Here is a 19421-nt window from a genome sequence, read left to right as displayed (position 1 = left end):
GCCATGAACGCAACCCACGACACCGGCTGCCTGGTCGCCGGCCAGTGGCTCACCGAAGGACCGCGGGCCGAGCGCGTCGGCCCCTACGTCCGCCAGGTCGTCAGCCGGGCCAGAACGGCGCAGGCCGACGACGTCACCACAGCTCTCGGCTACGCCCAGCGGTCGGCCAGGACGATCGCGCGGCTGGCCCCGGCCAGCCGCGCGGACATCCTGGAGCGCGCCGCCGCCGCGCTCACCGATCGCGGCGGCGAGCGCGGCGAGGAGTTCGCTCGCCTCCTCGCGCTCGAACTGGGCAAACCTCTCAAGGACGGGCGTGGCGAGGTGCTGCGGGTGGCCGACACGCTGTCCGTCGCGGCGGCCGAGGCCAGGCGGATCGGCGGCGAGGTGCTGCCGGTGGCGGGCTGGGCGCGCGGGGTCGGCAACACCGCCCTCACCCAGCGCGCCCCGGCGGGCCCGGTGCTGGCGATCACGCCGTTCAACGCGCCCGCGAACCTGCTGGCCCACAAGCTCGCCGCCTCCTTCGCCGCCGGCAACACCACCATCGTCAAGCCGCCGCCGCAGGCCCCGGCCGTCTCCACGGCGCTGGTCGAGCTGCTGCTCGACGCCGGCATGCCGGTCGAGGCCGTACAGGTCCTGCACGGCGGCGGCGAGGTGGGCGCGCGGCTGTGCGCGGCGCCGGAGATCGCCGTGGTGAGCTTCACCGGCGGCGTCGCGGCCGGGCACGCCGTCGCCCACGCCGCCGGGCCGAAGCGGGTGCTGCTCGAACTCGGCGGCAACGCCGCGACCATCGTGTGCGAGGACGCGGACGTCGCCGAGGCGGCCCGGGTCTGCGCCCGCACCGGCTACAGCAACTCCGGCCAGAGCTGCATCTCGGTTCAGCGCGTCTACGTCCAGCGCTCCCGCTTCGAGGACTTCGCCGACGCCCTGACCGGCGAGGTGAAGGCCCTGGCCGTGGGCGACCCCCTCGACCCGGCGACCGACGTGGGCTCGATGGTGGACGACGCCGCGGCCGAGCGCGTGGTCCGCTGGAGCGCCGAGGCCGCCGGGGCGGGCGCCCGCATCACCGCGGGCGGCAGCCGCGACGGGGCGGTGATGGCGCCCACCGTCGTGGTCGCGCCGCCCCGCGACGCGCGGGTGGTCAGGGAGGAGGTGTTCGGCGCGCTGGTGGCCGTGCTCCCCTATGACGGCTTCGACGAGGTGATCGAGGAGTGCAACCGCAGCTCGTACGGTCTGCAGGCCGGGATCTTCACCCACGACGTGCGCCGCATCCTCACCGCCTGGCGGGAGCTGGAGGTCGGCGGCCTGATCGTCAACGGCTCCTCCAACTTCCGCCTCGACCACGTCCCGTTCGGCGGCGTGAAGGACTCCGGCATCGGCCGCGAGTCGCCCCGCTGGATGATCGAGGACTTCACCGTGACCAAGACCCTCATGCTCAAGGGGCTGACGATCTGGGGAGATCAATGACCACCGCCGCCCACGCGCTCGTCGCGCAGCTGGAGGAGCTCGGCGTCGAGTACGTCTTCGGCACCTGCGGGCACACCAACATCGCGGTGCTCGACGCGCTGGCCGACAGCCCCATCCGCTTCGTCATCGCCCGCCACGAGCAGGCCGCCGCGCACGCCGCCGACGGCTACGCCCGTGCCGGCGGCAAGCCCGGCGTGCTGCTCGTGCACGTCGGTCCCGGCCTGACCAACGCCGCCACCGGCGTCATGACCGCCGCGCTCGACTCGGTGCCCCTCATCGTGATCTCCGGCGACATCCCCTCCTACTACCGGGGCCGCCACCCGCACCAGGAGATCAACCTGCACGCCGACGGCGACCAGGCGTCGGTCTTCCGCCCCTTCGTCAAGCGGGCCTGGAACGTGCACCGCGCCCAGGACCTGGGCCGGGCCGTGGAGCGGGCCTTCTGGACGGCGTTGTCGGGACGGCCGGGCGCCACGCTCGTCAACGTGCCGATGGACGTCTTCTCCCGGCCCGCGGCGCCGTACCCGCCGATCAGCCACGCGGCGCCGCCCGATCTGCCCGAGGCCAGCGCCGAGCTGATCGCCGCGACGCTGGCGGCGGCCGACCGGCCGCTCATCTACGTCGGCGGCGGCCTGCGTGAAGAAGCCGACGCGCTGATCGCGCTGGCCGAGCATCTCGACATCCCCATCGCGCACTCGCTCATGGCCAAGGGCACCGTGCCCGACGCCCACCCGCTCGTGCTGGGCATGCCCGGCTTCTGGGGGCTGGAGCTGACGAACGCGTACGCCAGGGAGGCCGACGTCGTGCTCGCCCTGGCCACCCGCTTCGCCGAGACGGACGCCAGCTCCTGGGACCCCCGCTTCACCTGGGACTTCTCCGCCGGCAGCACGCTGATCCAGATCGACATCGACCCGGCCGAGCTCGGCCGCAACTACCCGGTGGCGATCGGCGCGGTCGCCGACGTGGGGCTCGCGGTCAGGGCGCTGGCCGAGGCCGCCAAGGCCCATCCCCCGGCCGACAGGCCGGAGCTGAGGGAGAAGATCCGCGAGGCCAGGTCCGGGCTGTTCACCGCGAGCAGGGAGCGCGGCCGGAGCGAGGACTTCCCGCTGCGGCCCGAGCGCATCCTGGCGGACCTGCGCGAGGCGATCCCCGCCGACGCCGTGCTGGTCACCGACGTGGGCTGGAACAAGAACGGCGTCGCCCAGTGCTACGAGCTGCCGCCGCAGGGGCGGTTCATCACCCCCGGCGGCGCCTCCACCATGGGGTTCGGCCCGGCCGCGGCCGTGGGCGTGCAGCTGGCCCGGCCGGAGCGGACGGTGGTCGCGCTCATCGGCGACGGCGGCATGAGCGCGCAGCTGCCCGCCGTGCCGCTCGCGGTCGAGCAGGGCGCCCCCGTGATCTTCGTGGTGATGAACAACAGGTCGCACGGGACCATCTCGGACCTGCAGGCGGCCCACTTCGGCCGCAGCCACGGCTGCGACTTCACCGACCCGGCCGGGCGGCCCTACAGCCCGGACTTCGCCGCGCTCGCTGTGGCGTGCGGCGCCGACGGCCACACCGTCACCACGCCCGCCGAGTTCGGCGCGGCCCTGCGCGCGGCCGTCGCGAACCGGCGTCCCGCGGTCATCGACGTCCCGATGGTGAACGAACCGGTGCCGACACCCGGCCACTGGAACATCAAGGACATCTATCAGGGGATGTTCTCCGACTGAAACCGTTGCGCGTTCGATATTTCCTCCGCTTCCGTGCGGCGCTATAACGAACGTACTAGTCCGTGAATTAACTCTCACCTACCCCCAGAGGTGAATCGTGAGATTTCCGATCATCGCGGCCGCGTTCATCCTGCTCGCCGCCTGTGCCCCGCCCGGACAGTCGAACCAGTCAGGCGCCGGCGCCACCGGACCCATCAAGATCGCGAACGTCGACGCCCAGAGCGGGCAGCTCAGCTCGCTCGGCCAGTGGGAGCACAAGGGTGTGAAGCTGGCCATCGACGAGGCCAACAAGGCCGGCGGCGTCGACGGGCGGCAGATCCAGCTCGACCTGTTCGACAGCCAGGGCGACCCGACCGTGGGCACCAACCTGGCCAGGAAGATCGCCGGCGAGGGCTACCTCGCCATGCTCGGCACCGCCGAGAGCGCGGTCACCCTGGCCATGGCGCCCATCCTCAAAGACGCCAAGATCCCGAACATCACCTCGGGCCAGTCGCCCAAGCTCGCCGAGCTGAAGAGCCCGTTCCTCTTCCTCAACGCGCCGACCAGCGTCACCTTCGACGAGACGCTCGCCAAATACCTGGTCGACGAGAAGGGGCAGAAGAAGATCGCGCTGATCAGCAACAACGGCGCCTACGGCAGCGGCGAGCACGACGCCTTCCTCAACGCCCTCAAGACCAGGAGCGTCACCCCGCTGGCCGACGAGGTCGTCACCCCCGACCAGAAGGACTTCAACGCCAACCTCGCCAAGATCCGCGAGAAGGACCCGGAGGTGCTGTTCATCGGCGCCGAGGAGGTCCAGTCGGGGCTGATCGCCAAGCAGGCCCGCGAGCTGGGGCTCAAGGCCGTCTTCGCCGGCGGCGCCCCGATGGGCACCGACGTGTACGCCACCACGGCCGGGCTGAAGAACGCCGAGGGCTCGATCGTCAGCTCGCCCTACCTGAGCAACGACGCCAGCGACGCCATCAAGGCGTTCGCCGCCAAGTACAAGGCCGCCTACAACGAGGAGGCCCGCATGCACGTCGCCAAGGCGTACGACGGCGCGTCGATCCTCATCGAGGCGCTCAAGCAGACCAAGGGCGAGGGCGGGCAGAAGCTGGCCGACGCCATCCGCGGCGTCAAGCGCGCCGGGCTGCTGGGCGACTACGACTACGACGCCAACGGCGTCGGCATCCACACCACCAAGATCGGCCTGGTCAAGGACGGCAAGGTCGTGCCCGAGGCCGCGGGCTGACGTGCAGGTATTCCTCCAGACCCTGATCGGCGGGGTCACGTTCGGAGCGGTGTACGCGCTGGTGGCGATGGGGTTCTCGATCGTCTACCGCACCATGGGGCTGGTCAACTTCGCCCACGGCAGCGTCGTCATGATCGGCGCGTACGCCGCCTCCACCTTCTACCTGGCCAGCAAGCTCCCCTTCGCCGTCGCGATCGTCGTGGCCATCGCGGTCACCGGCCTCATCGGCCTGGTGATCGAGCGCTTCCTGCGCCCCCTGGAGAACAAGGACTTCACGCTGATGCTGATCGGCACGATCGGCTTCGGCGCCGTCCTGGAGGCGGGGGCGGTCCTCGTCTGGGGGGCCACCGGCCACGCGGTGCCCTCCCCCGTCGCCACCGAGCCGATCGACCTGGCCGGCGTCCGCATCCCCACGTACAACGTGCTCGTGATCGCGGTCGCGGCGGCGGCGACCGGGCTGCTGGCGCTGTTCCTGCAGCGCACCAAGCGCGGCGCGGCCATGCAGGCGGTCGCCATGGACCACCAGGCCGCCACCGCGGTCGGCATCCACGTCGGGCGCAGCAACGCCATGGCCTTCGCCATCGGCGCGGGCCTGGCGGCGCTGGCGGGCAGCCTGGTCGGGCCCATGCTGTACGTCAACCCGACCATGGGCGGCACCCTGGGCATCAAGGGCTTCGCGGCCGCCATGCTGGGCGGCTTCGGCAGCATGCCGGGGGCGATCGTCGGCGGGCTGGCCTTCGGGCTGCTCGACGCGTTCGCCGCAGGCAACTTCCAGGAGTACTCGGAGCTGGTGACGTTCCTGGTGTTCGCCGCCGTGGTCATGATCCGCCCGACCGGCATCTTCGGAGAGGCCACGGTGAACCGCGCATGAGACGTCTGGCCTGGCTCGTCCCCCTCGCCGTGGCCGCGTGGCTGCTCCCCTACGGCCTGGGCGGCTACTCGATGCACGTCGCCGACGTGGCGATCATCTTCGCGATCCTGGCCGTCGGCCTCGGCCTGACCATGGGCGTCGCCGGGCAGATCAACCTGGCCCAGGTCGCCTTCTTCGGCGTCGGCGCCTACACCGTGGCCATCCTCACCACGCAGGCCGGCTTCGGCTTCTGGACCGCCGCGGTCCTGGCGGTGGTGGCCGCCGCGGTCTTCGGCGCGCTCGTGGGGGTGCCGGCGCTGCGCATGCAGTCGCACTATCTGGGCATCGTGACGCTCGGCCTGGCCCTGGCCTTCACCAACTGGGTCACCAACGCCACCGTCGCGGGCCGCGCCGAGGGCATCAGCGATGTGCCGGTGCCGCCGATGTTCGGCCTCGACCTGTCCAGCGGCTACCTCTTCTACTACGTCGAGCTGATCGTCTTCGCGCTCGTCCTGGCCTTCGCCCTGCTGGTCGCCCACTCGCCGCTGGGCCGCAGACTCCGCGCCATGCGCGACGACGACCTCGCGGCGGGCGCGCTGGGCGCGGAGATCCCGCTGCTGCGCATGACCGCCTTCGTGCTGTCCGGCCTGTACGGCGGCGTCGCGGGCGTCCTGTACGCCGGGCTCATCCGTTTCGTCGCTCCCGAGTCGTTCAACATCGCGAACATGTTCCTCCTGCTCGCCATGGTGATCATCGGCGGCCGGAGCAGCATCCTGGGCTGCGTCGTCGGCGCCGTCGCGCTCTCCCTGGTCAGGGAGGCGCTGCTGGACGCCTCCGCCTACGCCCAGCTCGGCTACGGCCTCGTGGTCGTGCTCGTGGTGGTGTTCGCGCCCAAGGGCCTGGCCGGGCTGCCCCGCCAGCTCCTGCGGCGCCGTCGCGACGGCTCGCGTGCCCAGCTCGGCCCCTTCCGGCCGTACGAGGCCGCCGCGCCCGCCCCTTCGGACGGCGACGTGCTGGAGGTCCGGGACGTGACCAAGCGGTTCAAGGGCCTGGTCGCGCTCGACGGGGTGTCGCTCACCGTGCCCGCCGGGCAGATCCGCGGCATCGTGGGGCCCAACGGCTCGGGCAAGACCACGCTGTTCAACGTCATCAGCGGCTTCTACACGCCCACCCAGGGGTCGGTGCGGCTGCGCGGGCGCGACGTGACGGGGGCGGCGCCGTACCGGCTGTCGCACCGCGGCGTGGCCAGGACCTTCCAGAACCTGCGCCTGTTCGAGGACCTCAGCGTGCGCGAGAACCTGCTCGTCGGCCTGGACCGCACTCCCACCACGTGGATCTGGCGCTACCCGAGCCTGCCCTGGAAGGTGCTGGGCTACGAGCGGGAGCTGCGCGAGCGGGCCGGGGAGCTCATCGAGCGGTTCGGCCTGGGCGAGGTCGCCGACGCCGAGCCGCGCGCGCTGCCGTACGGGATCCAGCGGCGCATCGAGCTGGCCCGCGCCATGGCCATGCGGCCCGGCCTGCTCCTGCTGGACGAGCCCGCGGCCGGAATGAATGGTGAGGAGGTGCGCCGGCTCGGCGAGATCGTCCGCTCCATCAGGGACTCCGGCGTGACCGTCGTGATCATCGAACACAACATGGGCCTGGTCATGTCGCTGTGCGAGCAGGTCACCGTGCTGTCGGGCGGCCGCGTCATCGCCGACGGCCCGCCGGCCGAGGTGGCCGTGCACCCCGACGTCGTGGCCGCCTACCTCGGCGACTCGATGACCGCCCCCACCGCCGAGGAGGCCACCCGTTGAGCACGCTCACCGTCGAGAACCTCTCCGTCCACTACGGTGGCGTACGGGCCGCCCACGACGTCTCCTTCACCGTCGAACCCGGCCAGTCGCTGGGGATCATCGGCGCCAACGGCGCGGGCAAGACCTCCACGCTCAAGGCCGTCATGGGCCTGGCGCCCCGGCAGGCCGGCGCGATCCGCTTCGGCGGGCACGACCTGCTGCGCACGCCCGCGCACACCCTGGTGCGGCACGGCATCGGCTACGTCCCCGAGGGCCGGCACGTCTTCCCGGGCCTGAGCGTCGAGAAGAACCTCCTGCTCGGGGCCTACACGCAGAGCTGGAAGCGCACGCCCATCGACGAGGTGTACGAGGTGTTCCCGGTGCTGCGCGAGATGCGCCACCGCCTGGCGGGGGCCCTGTCCGGAGGCCAGCAGCAGATGCTGGCCGTCGGACGGGCGCTGATGTGCCGCCCCAAGGTGATGCTGCTGGACGAGCCCTCGATGGGGCTGTCGCCGATCCTCGTCGCCGAGATCGCCGCCGTGCTCAAGCGGCTCAACGCCGACGGCCTGGCCATCCTGCTCGTCGAGCAGAACGCCAAGCTCACCTTCGAGGTCACCACGACCTGCCTGGTGATGGAGAACGGCGAGATCGCCGCCACCGGCACCTCGGCCGAGCTCCGCGACGACCCTCAGGTCCGCCGCATCTACCTCGGCCTGTGACCCCCCGGCGGCGGCACCCTGCGGCCGGGGGGGTGGGTCAGCCGGCGATCTCCGCGATGTCCGGCTCCAGCAGGGGGAAGCGCTTGAGCACCTCCGGGTCGTGGCCGGCGACCACCAGGTGGGGCCCGTCGGCCAGCTCGTTGATCCGGTCGAAGGCGCCGTACATGCCGGTCATGCTGTGCAGGATCGGGAACGGCCGGTCGCCCTCGATGTTCTCGTAGAAGTGGCTCGCGTCGGAGGCCAGCACGACGTGCCCGCGGGCGGTGCGCACGCGCACCACCTGCATGCCCGCCGTGTGGCCGCCGACCAGGTGCACGCTCAGACCGGGCACCACGGTCGCGTCGCCGTCCAGCAGGGACACGCGGCCGTCCCGGCGGGCGGCCTGGAGGTGGGCGAGGTCGTCATCGTTCAGCAGCCAGCGCTCCCCCGTGACGCGCTCGGCCCAGGGTCCCGTCCAGTAGTCCAGTTCGGCCCGCTGCAGGACGTAGCGGGCGGAGGTGAACTCGCCGGCGGTGCCGGTGTGGTCGTAGTGCAGGTGGGTCAGCACCACGTGATCGACGGCGTCCGCCGCCACGCCCAGCCGGGCCAGCGCCTCCACCGGCGAGGCCAGGTAGCGCAGCCCCGCGGCCCGTTCGGCGAGCGCCCGGGCGATGCCGGTGTCGATGACAACCGTGTGCTCGTCGTTGACGGCCAGCCAGACGTAGTACGCGGTGGGGTGCGGCTCGGCTCCCCGGGTGTCGTAGCCGTGGAAGTGCTCGCCACGCCGGGCATCGCGCTCGGCGTAGCGCAGGGCGTACACGCGGAAACCGCTCACACCCGCACCGGTTCCTTGAGCCCGAGCTGCTCGGTGGGGACGCGGTAGGTCTCCCGGGCGGTGGCCACGGCGGCCACGTTGACCAGGCACACGACGGCGGTGATGACCGACACGCCCAGCCAGCTGCCCTGGCCGGTGCCCGCCAGCGCCGTGGCCACGGTCGGCGCGAAGCCGGCGATCGCGAAGCCGATCTGGGTGCCGATCGCCATGCCCGACAGGCGGACCCGGGTGGTGAACATCTCACCGTAGAACGACGGCCAGACGCCGCTGGTGGCGCTGTGCACGATGCCGAACATCAGGATGCCCACGACGAAGATCAGAGGGTAACTGCCGATGGAGATCGACCACAGGTAGGCGAACATCAGCGCCGCGCAGCCCAGCGAGCCGCCGATGAAGACCGGCTTGCGGCCGACCCGGTCCGACAGCCGCCCCCACAGCGGGATCGTGATCACCGCGGCGACGTTGGCCAACACGCCGACCCACAGCATGAGGCCGCGTTCCAGGTGCATGGTGTTGACGGCGTACGACAGCGCGTGGACGGTGAAGATCGTGCTCACCGAGGCGATGACCGCGGCCACGACCACGCGCAGCACGTCCCCCCGCTGCTCGCGGAAGAGCACGGCCAGCGGCATCCTGGCCACGTTGTTGGTGGCGACCTCCTGCTCGAAGGCGGGCGTCTCCTCCAGCGTGCGGCGGATGACCAGCCCGACGGCGGCCACCCCGATGCTCAGCCAGAACGGCACCCGCCAGCCCCAGCTCAGCAGCTGGTCCTCGGGCAGCGCGGCGATCGGCAGGAAGATCGCGGTGGCGATGATCTGCCCGGCCTGGGTGCCGTTGAGCGTGAAGCTGGTGTAGTAGGCCCGGCGGGTGTCGGGGGCGTGCTCGAGCGTCATCGAGTTGGCGCCGGCCTGCTCGCCGGAGACGGAGAAGCCCTGCAGCAGGCGCAGGACCACGAGCAGGACCGGGGCGAGCACGCCGACCTGGTCGTACGTGGGCAGGCAGCCCACCAGGAACGTCGAGGCGCCCATCATGACCAGCGTGGTGACCAGGACCTTCTTGCGGCCGAACTTGTCGCCCACGTGCCCGAGCACGAACGCGCCGACCGGCCTGGCCAGATAGCCGACGCCGAAGGTGGCCAGGGCCAGGAGCGTACCTGTGGCGGGCGAGCTGGACGGAAAGAAGATCTTGCTGAAGACGAGCGCGGCCGCGGTGCCGTAGATGAAGAAGTCGTAGTACTCCAAGGCACTACCGATCCATGCAGCTATAGCCGCTTTGCGAGGTTTGCCCTGCATCGTCACGATTATGCTCCTCACGGGGGGAATGGCATAGCGCAGTGGCAGGAAGCTAACTCACCGGTTCGTACATTACAAGGGCGTTGCCAATCGGTTACCTGGCAGGCCCAGTGATCAGGCCCAGTGATCAGGCCCAGTGATCAGGCCCAGTGATCAGGCAGGGCCGCGGAGGTAGGCGACGACCATCTCGCCCACCATCCGGCGCAGCCGGTCGCGGTGCTCCGGCGCCGTCATGTCGCGACCGAACAGCGCGCCGAACGTGTGCTGGTTGGCCACCCGGAAGAAGCAGAACGAGCTGATCATCATGTGCACGTCGATCGCGTCGGCGTCGGTCACGAACTCGCCCGAGGCCTGCCCCGCGTCCAGGATGCGCGAGATGACGTCGAGCACCGGCGTGCCGAGGTTGGCCAGCACCTCGGACTTGCGGATGTGCTCGGCCTGGTGGACGTTCTCGATGGCGACGAGCTTGATGAAGTCGCGGTGCAGGTCGTGGTGGTCGAAGGTCAGCTCCGCCAGGGTGCGGATCGCCTCCACCGGGGCCAGGTGCTCGACGTCGATCGTCCGCTCCATCGCCCGGACCTCGGTGTAGGCCTTCTCCAGGACCGCAATGTAGAGGCGCTCCTTGCTGCCGAAGTAGTAGTAGATCATGCGCTTGGTCGTGCGCATGCGCTCGGCGATCTCGTCCACGCGCGCGCCCGCGTACCCGTGCCGGGCGAACTCCTGCTGGGCGACCTTGAGGATCTCCGCCTTGGTGCGCTCGGCGTCCCGCTGGCGTTCGGAGGCGACGGGTTGCGTGGTCATTCGGTCATCTTAGTGAGGTCCGGCGTGCTGCACGGAGAGCCGGATCGGGGCGTTCCCGGCGCCGTACCCCTGGTAGCCGCCCGTGCGCTGGACGAGTTCGAAGAAGACGCGGCCCACGGTGATGGTGTACAGGTGCAGGAACTCGCCGTGGGCGTCCCGGTCGTACAGCACGCCCAGCTCCCTGAGCTCGGGGTCGACGTTGTCGTGGCGGGCCTCCAGGTCGTCGTAGTAGTTGGCGGGGATGGGCAGCAGCAGCTCCGGATGCTCGGCCCGCAGGCGGCGGGCGACGGCCACGACGTCGTCGCAGGCGAGCGCGACGTGCTGCCACGGCAGGTCCCTGGCACCGACCTGGGTGAGGTTGATGACCATCCGGACCGCGCCCTCGGCGGCCGACATCGCCTTGCTGCGCAGCAGCCCGTACGGGTCGGGCAGCTCCAGGCTCTCCTGGGGCCGCAGGCCGAGCACGGTGCGGTAGAACAGCTCTGCCTCGTCGAAATAGTGGAACGGCTGGGTGAGGGCCACGTGGTCGATGCGGGTGATCTCCCCGACGACCGGCCCCAAGGGGTCGAAGTCGTCGAGCCAGGCCGTGTCGCAGAAGAAGATCTCGGTGCCGTCGGGGGCGGCGACGGCGTCCAGGCGCGCCTCCCTGGGCGCGCGCTCGCGCGGCAGGACCGGCGACAGCAGCGACTCGGCGTGCTTGACCGCCGCGCCGGGGTCGGGGCTGTCCAGCCCGATGGCGACCAGCGCGGGGTCCCCGCCTGCGGCGTTCAGCAGCAGCCGCGCGCCGCCCTGCTCCCACAGCTCGACGGGTTTGGTGGGATGCGTCCCGGTACGTTGGAAGCCGAGCGCGCTCAGCACTCCGCCGAGAGCTTCGGGGTCGGCCAGCTCCGCGAAGGCGAACCCGGTGGGGACTGCCGGATGGGCGGCCCCGTACAGGGTGTCCTCCAGGGCGATGAGCGAGCGCATGCCGTCGCGGGCCGTGCGGGCGGTGCCGGCCTGGCGGAAGTGGTCGTTGAAGACCTCCAGCGAGAGCGGGCCGGTGTATCCGGCGTCGAGGACGTGCCGCACCAGCCCCGCCACGTCGAAGTTGCCCTGGCCCGGGAAGCAGCGGTAGTGGCGGCTCCACTGCAGCACATCCATGGCCAGCAGCGGCGCGTCGGCGAGCTGGAGGAAGAAGATCTTCTCGCCGGGGATCGCCTCGATGCCGATCGGGTCGGAGCCGCGCGAGAGGATGTGGAAGCTGTCCAGGCAGGTGCCCAGGTTCGGGTGGTCGGCCATGCGCACCAGGCGCCAGGCGTGCAGGTACTCGTTGACGTGCCGGCCCCAGGCCAGCGCCTCGTAGGCGATGCGGATCCCGTGCCCGGCGGCCCGTTCGGCGAGCAGCCACAGCTGGGAGGCGGCCAGCTCGTCGTCGCCGATCGCCTCGGGCGAGACGTTGGAGCAGACGAGCAGCAGGTCGGCGCCCAGCCGCTCCATGGTCCGGAACTTGTGCTCGGCGCGGCGCAGGTTGCGGGCCAGCAGGTCGGCGGGCACGGCCTCGAAATCGCGGAAGGGCTGGTAGAGGTCGATGGAGAGCCCCAGGTCCGCGGCGCGGGCCCGGATCTCCTCGGGTGGCAGCGGGCAGACCAGCAGGTCGTTCTCGAAGATCTCCACGCCGTCGAACCCGGCGGCGGCGATGGCGTCCAGCTTCTCGGTCAGCGTGCCGCTCACCGACACGGTGGCGATGGACTTGCGCATGACTTCTCCTCAGACGGTCACCAGGTCGGTCAGGTGGGCGAGCATGCGCTCGGTGTCGGGTTCGCGGCCGGTGAACAGGCGGAAGGCGTGCGCGGCCTGGAAGACGACCATGCCGCCGCCGTCCAGCGTCCTGCAGCCCGCCGCGCGGGCCTGCTTGAGCAGCTCCGTCTCCAGCGGCCGGTACACGATGTCGGCCACCCACAGGCCGGGGCGCAGCAGCGCCGCGGGCAGCGGCAGCCCCGGGTGGTGGGCCATGCCGGTGGGCGTGGCGTGCGCCAGCCCGTCCGCCTCGGCGAGCAGTCCGGGCAGCTCGTCCTGGGTGGCGGCGCCGGCCCGGCCGGTGCCGAACCGGGAGCTCAGCTCCGCCGCCAGCCGCACCGCCCGGCCGGGGTCGGCGTCGACGATCGTGACCCGGTCGGCCCCCAGGGTGAGCAGCGCGTGCCCGACCGCCGCCCCCGCGCCGCCCGCGCCGAGCTGCACGATCCGGCGGGTGGGCGCGTCGGGCAGGCCGCGGGCGAACGACTCGGCGAACCCCGTCCAGTCCGTGTTGTGCCCGATGGCGCGCTCGCCGTCGAACACGACGGTGTTGACGGCGCCGAGCATGCGGGCGTCCGGCGACAGGTCGTCCAGGTGCGGGATGACGCTCTGCTTGCACGGGTGGGTGATGTTGAGCCCGTCGTAGCCGAAGCGGCGCGCGGTGCGTACCAGCTCCCCCACGTCGAGCCCGAGCACGTCCGTGTCGAGCAGGCGGTAGACGTAGTGCAGCCCGTGGTGGACGGCCTCCCGCTCGTGCAGCGGCGGGCTGAGCGAGGGGCCGATGCCCGAGCCGACCAGCCCGGTCAGGAACGAGGCCATCAGTTCTTCCTCTCCGGCGGATGGGACAGGTGCGTTGGACGCCTCCTAATGTACGTACTAGTGAGTTAGCTGGCTAGACGAGGGCCGCCACCGGCCCTTCCCGGCCCCGGGGTCAGGCGAACGGCTGGGCCATCTGGTCCAGCACTTCTTCCGTGACCTCCCGCATCGTCCGGGTCTCGTCGTCGAGCCACTTCTGCGTGGCGATGCGCATCGCGACCAGGAAGGCGGCGGCGATCACCTCGGGACCGACGCCCCCGGCCTGCTCGCGCCCGGCCACCGCCGCGTCCAGCTCCCGCTCCAGGCGCATCCGGCTGGCCAGTTGCCTGGCCAGCAGCGAGGGGTGGCGCATGACCAGCCTCGTGCGCACCTGCCACTCCCGGTCGGGGGCGACGGTCTCGACCTCGAAGATGTCGAGCGCGCTGCGCAGCGCCCGCCACGCCGACAGCTCGGGCGGCTGCTCGCGCACCCGCCGCACCAGTTCGAGCAGGCGCTGCTCGTCGCCGTAGAGCAGCGCCTCCTCCTTGCCGTCGAAGTAGTTGGAGAACGTCCGGCGCGAGATGTTGGCGGCGTCGGCGATGGCCTCGACCGTGACGTTGTCCAGGCCGTGCTCGATCGCCAGCCGCAGCGTGGCCTCGTGCACCGCTCTGCGGGTCTCGGCCTTCTTGCGCTCGCGCAATCCCATTGTGCTGTCCATGACGCAGGCAAGCTTACCCGGCGGGAATAGATGCCCAGTGCGCAAAGTTTCCCATTGAGCATGTATGGTGTCCCGGTCCCACGTACTCATTTGGAGGTTCGCGCATGAGCGCACAGACGGCAGCGCCGTCGCCGGCGGCGGAGCCGATGGCCCACCGCCAGGTTCTGGAGGCCCTCAGCGGCCTGTTGCTGGTCCTCTTCGTCGCGATGATCAGCGGCACGGTCGTCTCGGTCGCGCTCCCCCAGATCATCGGCGCGCTCGACGGCAGCCAGTCGCAGTACACATGGGTGGTCACGGCCTCCCTGCTGGCCTCGACCGCCTCCACCCCCATCTGGGGCAAGCTGGCCGACCTGTTCAACAAGAAGCTGCTCCTGCAGATCTCCATCGTGATCTTCATGGTCAGCTCGCTGGCCTGCGGCTTCGCCCAGAACACCGGGCAGCTCATCGCCTTCCGCGCGATCCAGGGCCTGGGCATGGGCGCCCTGCAGATCCTCACGCAGGTGATCATCGCCGCGATGATCACTCCCAAGGAGCGCGGCCGCTACAACGGCTACCTCGGCGCGGTCATGGCCGTGGCCACCGTCGGCGGCCCGCTGCTCGGCGGCCTCATCTCCGACACCTCCTGGCTGGGCTGGCGCTGGTGCTTCTTCATCGCCGTGCCGTTCACCGTCGTCGCCTTCGCGCTGCTGACCAAGACCCTGCGCGTGGCGACCGTGCGGCGCTCGGGCGTGAGCATCGACTACTGGGGAGCCACCCTCATCGCCGCCGGCGTCAGCGTCCTGCTCATCTGGGTCACCTTCGTCGGCAACGAGTTCGACTGGCTGTCCTGGCAGACCGCGGCCATGGCGGGCGGCGGCGTGCTCCTGCTCGCCCTGGCGACCTGGGTCGAGTCCCGGGTCACGGAGCCGGTCGTGCCGCTGCACGTCATCAGCAGGCGCACCCCCGCGCTGGCCATCCTGGCCAGCCTGGCGGTCGGCATGGCGATGTTCGGCGGCTCGGTCTTCCTGGGCCAGTACTTCCAGATCGGGCGCGGGTACGGCCCGACCGCCGCGGGTCTGCTGACCATCCCGATGATGGCCGGCGTGCTGCTCTCCTCGACGATCAGCGGCCGGATGGTCTCCAGGAGCGGCCAGACCAAGCCGTACATCCTGGCCGGCCTGGTCGTCCTGACGCTGGGCTTCGCCGGGCTGGCCACGATCGACCACCAGACCTCGATGGTGCTGATCTCCGCGTACATGCTGGCCGTGGGCGTCGGCGTGGGCATGTCGATGCAGAACCTCGTCCTCGTCATCCAGAACACCGTCCCGCTGCGCGAGATCGGCGCGGCCAGCGGCGCGATCACCTTCTTCCGCTCGCTCGGCGGCACCGTCGGCGTGTCGGTGCTCGGCGCCGTCCTGGCCAACCGGGTGGCGTCCAACATCGCCGAGGGCCTGGCCAAGGCCGGCATCCCGGCGGGCGGGCAGGCGGCGGGCGGCAGCCTCAACCTCGCCGCGCTGCCCGAGCCGATCAAGGTGATCGTCAGGTCCGCGTACGGCGACGCCACCGGCCACATCTTCCTCATCTCGGCCGCGATCGCCGTCGTCGGCCTCGTCGCCGCGGCCTTCCTCAAGCCGGCCAAGCTCCGCGACAGCCTGGACCTGCCCGAGCCCGCCAAGGAGGAGGCCCCGGCCAACGCCTGACCTGCGACGGCAAGGATTCACCAGTTCCTGGTCAGCCGCGGGTCGCTCCGGAGTGGGGCGGGTCCCGGCGCGGTAAGAGGAGGTCGCGAGGGATCGGGGGGAGGGTCCAATGGCGGAGGCGGGCGGTGGCGACGGCCCCGGTCAGGACATCGCCCGCGTGGGTCGCATACTCGCCCAGATCGTCGCGCCGACCACCTTCATCGCGTCGGTCCTGATGTACATCGGGACGATCCGCCTCAACACCATGTACTCGGAACTCGGGATCAACTCCAGCATGCTGAGCTTCCCCTTCCAGGAGTACGTGATGCGTAGCGTCAAGGTGGCCGACGAGCCACTGGCGATAGTCCTCCTGCTGCTCCTGATGGCGCCCTTTGTGCACGGGGTACTGATCCGATTCACCCTCTGGCATCGCACCGCTCTGGGGTGGACCATCCTGGCACTTTCCACGCTCGGAGCCGTCAGCCTAGCGGTGGCCGTGGCAGCCATGGCCGATTGGCCCAGGTCTTGGCATCAGCCACTCTTCGTCAAGCCCCTCTTCCTGAGCCTCGGCGCGATCTTGCTGGTTTACAGCATTTACCTATACACCACGCTCCACTCTGGCCAGGTGATGTCCTCCACCGGTCAGATCGTCCAGCGCACAGCCCTCGTGGCCCTGGCGCTGCTCCCGATGCTGTGGTACATGGATGACCACGCGAGGGAAATGGGAAAGGAGGATGCCAAGCAGATCCGGGAACACCCGGAAGAAATACTGGTGGCCGTGGTGGTCTACGCGCCGCAGCAACTGAACCTGGAGGGTCCGGGAATCCAGAAGACCCCGCTCACGGAGCCGAATGCGAAGTTCCGCTACCGGTACACCGGCCTGCGCCTCCTGATCGAGTCCAACCAGCGATACTTCGTCGTGCCCGCCTGCTGGGGCACCACCCCCGGCGCCCGCGCCATCGCCCTTCCGGCCGACGGTTCGATCAGGCTCGAGACCTTGAACGTCGCGAACAAGCCGTCCTGCTCCTGAGGCGGGCGGTAGCCGGTCAGGCCCAGCCGTAGACCGAGCGGACCGCGGCGGCGATCTCGTTGACCAGGCCCATGTTGTTGCCGTTGGCCAGGATCGCGTATCCGGCGCCGAGCTCCGGATAGCCCTTGAACACGGACTTGAAGCCGTAGTTGGAGCCGTCATGGGTGTAGGAGAAGTTCTTCGTCCCGGAGCCGGCGATGAAGAAGCCCCGCCCCATGGTGGGCTCGGGACCCGCGGTGAGCAGCGTGCGGACCGAGGCCTTGGTGAGCGGCCCGGCGATGTCGCCGGAGGCGGTCCACGCCTTGTTGAGGTAGGACACCAGGCGGCACAGGTCGAGGACGTTCGTGTAGAGGCCGGCGGCGGCCGACTCCGGGTAGCGGTTGCGCTTGCCGGAGATCACCGTGCCGCTTGCGGTGTGGCCGGCGGCCAGCTCGAAGCCCGGCGACAGCGCGTAGGAGCTGTTCTTCATGCCGAGCGGCCCGAACACCTCTTTGTCCATGTACGACGCCAGCGACAGCCCGCTCTTCTGCTCCACCATCCGCTGCAGCAGCACGAACCCGGCGCCGGAGTAGTGGAACTCGGCCCCCGGGGCGGTGGTGAGCTCGATCTTCGGCGAGTTGCCCTCGCCGTTCATGACCTGCAGCAGCGAGGGCAGGGTCGCGCCGGGGCCGTAGCCGGCGAAGCCGCCACCGCCGGTGTCGAAGCCGGTGCAGGCGTCGGCCGGGGAGGTGGAGCCGCGGCCGATGAGGCCGGCCCGGTGCGTGAGCACGCGGTCGATGGTCGGCACCGCCGTCGAGGTGACGCAGTCGCGGCGCGGCAGGGTCCAGCCCAGGTGGGGCCGGATGTCGCCGGTCAGGGGCAGCTTGAGCGTCTGCGCCAGGCGCATGACGCCGACCGCGGCCACCGCCTTGCTGATGGAGGCGGCCTGGAAGGCGGTCTCGGGGTGCGCGGCGGCGCCGCTGCCGGCCTCCAGCCAGCCGTACCCGGTGGACCAGGCGATCTTGTTGCCGACCACCACCGCGACGGCCACCCCGGGCGTCTTCCACGCGTTCATCCGCTGCCAGATGGTCGCGCCGCCCACCGCGTTCTCGACCTGCCGCACCCGGTCGGCGGGCAGCGCCGGCACCTTGCCGCGCGTGCTCGCCACCCAGCCGCCGGCCGCGGAGAAGGCGACGTTGTGCAGCTGCCAGCCGCCGGCGGCCAGCTCGTTCAGCTTCTTGAAGCAGGCGTCGTCGATGGCGCGCGCGTGGAACTCGTCCTGCGCCACGACCACCCATCCGCCGCCCTTGGGGAAGGCGACGCCGGTCAGGCGGCGCCCGCCCTGCGTCAGGTTGCGCATCATCTGGTAGCACTCGTCGTCGACGCCCCGGGCGTAGAAGCCCGTGGTGTCGGCCACCGCCCAGCGGTCGCCGCCGGCCGGCGGGAATGCGACGTGCACGACCTGCCGACCGGCGGTGTAGGAGTCGCTGACGCGCTGGTGGCACGCCTCGGGCAGGCCGCGCGCCGCCATCCCCTTGTCACTCGTGATCATCCAGCGGTCGCCGCCCTCCGGCGGGAAGGCCACGCAGTGGATCTTCGCCCCGGCCTTGACCATCTTTCCGAGCTCCGCGAAACACGCGTCGGGCACGCCGCGGGCGAAATAACGGCCGTCCTGGGTGACGATCACCCAGCCGCCGGACGGCGTGAACGCAACCGTGGTGACGCCGTACGGCGCCAGCTCCCCCATCTTGGCATGCAGCTCATCGGGAACACCCGCGTCGGCGAACGGGTAGCCCGCCGCCAGCGCCGGCCGGGCGAAGTCCACGGCGGCCAGGCCCGCGGCGCCGGTCAGGGTGAGGAAATGTCTGCGGTCCAAGGGGGAACTCCTCAGGGGGCAATGGTCACCAACTGCGTTTGAATCATGGCAGACCGCAGACACTCCTCGATTCACCCCACGGTGGGCGGGCCCTGCTCGATGCGGCGCAGCACGGGCGCGAGCCGGTCCAGGTCGGCGCCGTCGATCGGCTGGCGTTCGTCCCACCAGGTGGCGCCCGCGTCCATGAGCGGGCCGAGCAGGTCGCGGGACTGGGCGGCGCCGGTGGGGCTGACGCCGCCGACGACGAGCTCGAAGGGGCCGTCGTCCTCGCGCTGCTCACGTACGTACGCGGCCAGCTCCCGCACCTGGTCGACGGGCGGCCCGTATCCGTGCGAGCCCGGCCCGAACAGCGGGACGGCGCCGTCCCAGCGGGCGGCCCGGCGCATCGGCCTGCGGTTGGGCCAGAACCCGGCGACCCATACCGGCGGCCGGGGGCGTTGCACGCTCGGCGGCAGCAGGGTCACGTCCTCGGCGCGGAAGTGCCGCCCGTGATGGGTGACCGGCTCGCCGCTCCAGTAGCGGGCGAGCAGGTCCAGGCCCTCGTCGAGGAGCTCGGCGAGCACGACCGGGTCGGTGGGCTCGCCGAAGCTGCCGTACTCGTCCTCGATCGGCCCGCCCAGGCCCGCGCCGAAGATCACCCGGCCGCCGCTGAGCGCGTCGAGCGTGGCGACCTGGCGGGCCAGCTGCTGCGGCCGGCGCCGGGCGACCGGGGTGACCAGCGTGCCGAGCCTGATCCGGGTGGTCGCCAGCGCCGCCGCCGTCAGCAGCATCCAGGGGTCGCCGAACGCCCGCCGCCTGCTCTTGACGTGGACGACGTGATCCCAGACGAACAGCGCGTCCCAGCCAGCCTGTTCCGCGGCGACGGCCACCGAGGCGACGGTCCTGGGGTCGGCGAAGTCGCCGAAGTTCGGAATGTTGATCGAGAAGTGCATCC

General features: G+C 71.1%; 16 protein-coding genes. 8 read left to right on the top strand and 8 right to left on the bottom strand.

What is annotated here, in order from left to right:
* The first annotated feature begins 3 nt into the window (after nt 1-3).
* The 6 genes from ACIHFD_RS46575 (at nt 4) to ACIHFD_RS46550 (ending at nt 7751) form a co-directional block, all read left to right on the top strand.
* Nucleotides 4-1464 carry an aldehyde dehydrogenase family protein gene (locus ACIHFD_RS46575; RefSeq protein WP_397372352.1) on the top strand — a complete coding sequence of 487 codons (1461 nt, stop codon included), beginning with the start codon at nt 4-6 and terminating at the stop codon, nt 1462-1464.
* Nucleotides 1461-3176: a thiamine pyrophosphate-binding protein gene (locus ACIHFD_RS46570; protein ID WP_397372351.1), complete on the top strand. Its 1716-nt coding sequence runs from the start codon at nt 1461-1463 to the stop codon at nt 3174-3176. The genes ACIHFD_RS46575 and ACIHFD_RS46570 overlap by 4 nt, the downstream gene beginning before the upstream one ends.
* Before the next feature lie 97 nt (nt 3177-3273).
* Nucleotides 3274-4407, top strand: a complete 1134-nt coding sequence (locus tag ACIHFD_RS46565) for an ABC transporter substrate-binding protein (protein WP_397372350.1) — start codon at nt 3274-3276, stop codon at nt 4405-4407.
* A 1-nt stretch (nt 4408) separates the two neighbouring features.
* Nucleotides 4409-5278, top strand: coding sequence for a branched-chain amino acid ABC transporter permease (locus tag ACIHFD_RS46560; protein WP_397372349.1), 870 nt, complete (start codon nt 4409-4411; stop codon nt 5276-5278).
* Complete coding sequence (locus ACIHFD_RS46555; RefSeq protein WP_397372348.1) at nt 5275-7053, top strand: ATP-binding cassette domain-containing protein; 1779 nt, start codon at nt 5275-5277, stop codon at nt 7051-7053. Before ACIHFD_RS46560 ends, ACIHFD_RS46555 begins: the two co-directional genes overlap by 4 nt.
* Nucleotides 7050-7751 carry an ABC transporter ATP-binding protein gene (locus ACIHFD_RS46550; RefSeq protein WP_397372347.1) on the top strand — a complete coding sequence of 234 codons (702 nt, stop codon included), beginning with the start codon at nt 7050-7052 and terminating at the stop codon, nt 7749-7751. The genes ACIHFD_RS46555 and ACIHFD_RS46550 overlap by 4 nt, the downstream gene beginning before the upstream one ends.
* 37 nt (nt 7752-7788) lie before the next feature.
* Here the strand turns inward: ACIHFD_RS46550 and ACIHFD_RS46545 are convergent, their stop codons facing one another.
* The 6 genes from ACIHFD_RS46545 to ACIHFD_RS46520 form a co-directional block, all read right to left on the bottom strand.
* Complete coding sequence (locus ACIHFD_RS46545) at nt 7789-8565, bottom strand: N-acyl homoserine lactonase family protein (protein WP_397372346.1); 777 nt, start codon at nt 8563-8565, stop codon at nt 7789-7791.
* On the bottom strand, nt 8562-9857 hold the full coding sequence (locus tag ACIHFD_RS46540; protein ID WP_397372431.1) for an MFS transporter: 1296 nt from the start codon (nt 9855-9857) through the stop codon (nt 8562-8564). The genes ACIHFD_RS46545 and ACIHFD_RS46540 overlap by 4 nt, the downstream gene beginning before the upstream one ends.
* Before the next feature lie 153 nt (nt 9858-10010).
* Nucleotides 10011-10658, bottom strand: a complete 648-nt coding sequence (locus ACIHFD_RS46535) for a TetR/AcrR family transcriptional regulator (RefSeq protein ID WP_363968530.1) — start codon at nt 10656-10658, stop codon at nt 10011-10013.
* A gap of 9 nt (nt 10659-10667) precedes the next feature.
* On the bottom strand, nt 10668-12395 hold the full coding sequence (locus ACIHFD_RS46530; protein WP_397372345.1) for a bifunctional sugar phosphate isomerase/epimerase/4-hydroxyphenylpyruvate dioxygenase family protein: 1728 nt from the start codon (nt 12393-12395) through the stop codon (nt 10668-10670).
* A gap of 9 nt (nt 12396-12404) precedes the next feature.
* Entirely contained in the window at nt 12405-13250 is an 846-nt protein-coding gene (locus tag ACIHFD_RS46525; protein WP_397372344.1) for a shikimate dehydrogenase, read from the bottom strand.
* Nucleotides 13251-13362: 112 nt separating this feature from the next.
* Nucleotides 13363-13944: a TetR/AcrR family transcriptional regulator gene (locus tag ACIHFD_RS46520; RefSeq protein WP_397372343.1), complete on the bottom strand. Its 582-nt coding sequence runs from the start codon at nt 13942-13944 to the stop codon at nt 13363-13365.
* Between the two features lie 146 nt (nt 13945-14090).
* On the opposite strand from ACIHFD_RS46520, the gene ACIHFD_RS46515 reads away from it, so the two are divergent.
* Both ACIHFD_RS46515 and ACIHFD_RS46510 read left to right on the top strand, forming a co-directional pair.
* On the top strand, nt 14091-15623 hold the full coding sequence (locus tag ACIHFD_RS46515; RefSeq protein WP_397372430.1) for an MDR family MFS transporter: 1533 nt from the start codon (nt 14091-14093) through the stop codon (nt 15621-15623).
* 109 nt (nt 15624-15732) lie between these two features.
* Entirely contained in the window at nt 15733-16632 is a 900-nt protein-coding gene (locus ACIHFD_RS46510; protein WP_397372342.1) for a hypothetical protein, read from the top strand.
* A gap of 16 nt (nt 16633-16648) precedes the next feature.
* Here ACIHFD_RS46510 and ACIHFD_RS46505 read toward each other — a convergent pair whose 3' ends face one another.
* Both ACIHFD_RS46505 and ACIHFD_RS46500 read right to left on the bottom strand, forming a co-directional pair.
* Nucleotides 16649-18487 (bottom strand): serine hydrolase domain-containing protein, encoded by a 1839-nt coding sequence (locus ACIHFD_RS46505; RefSeq protein WP_397372341.1) that lies wholly within the window; start codon nt 18485-18487, stop codon nt 16649-16651.
* Between the two features lie 71 nt (nt 18488-18558).
* Nucleotides 18559-19419, bottom strand: a complete 861-nt coding sequence (locus tag ACIHFD_RS46500; protein WP_397372340.1) for an LLM class flavin-dependent oxidoreductase — start codon at nt 19417-19419, stop codon at nt 18559-18561.
* Between the last annotated feature and the right edge of the window lie 2 nt (nt 19420-19421).

Source organism: Nonomuraea sp. NPDC051941 (assembly GCF_044593615.1).
Note: the sequence above shows the minus strand (reverse complement) of the source record. Positions and strands in the feature narration are given on the sequence as shown.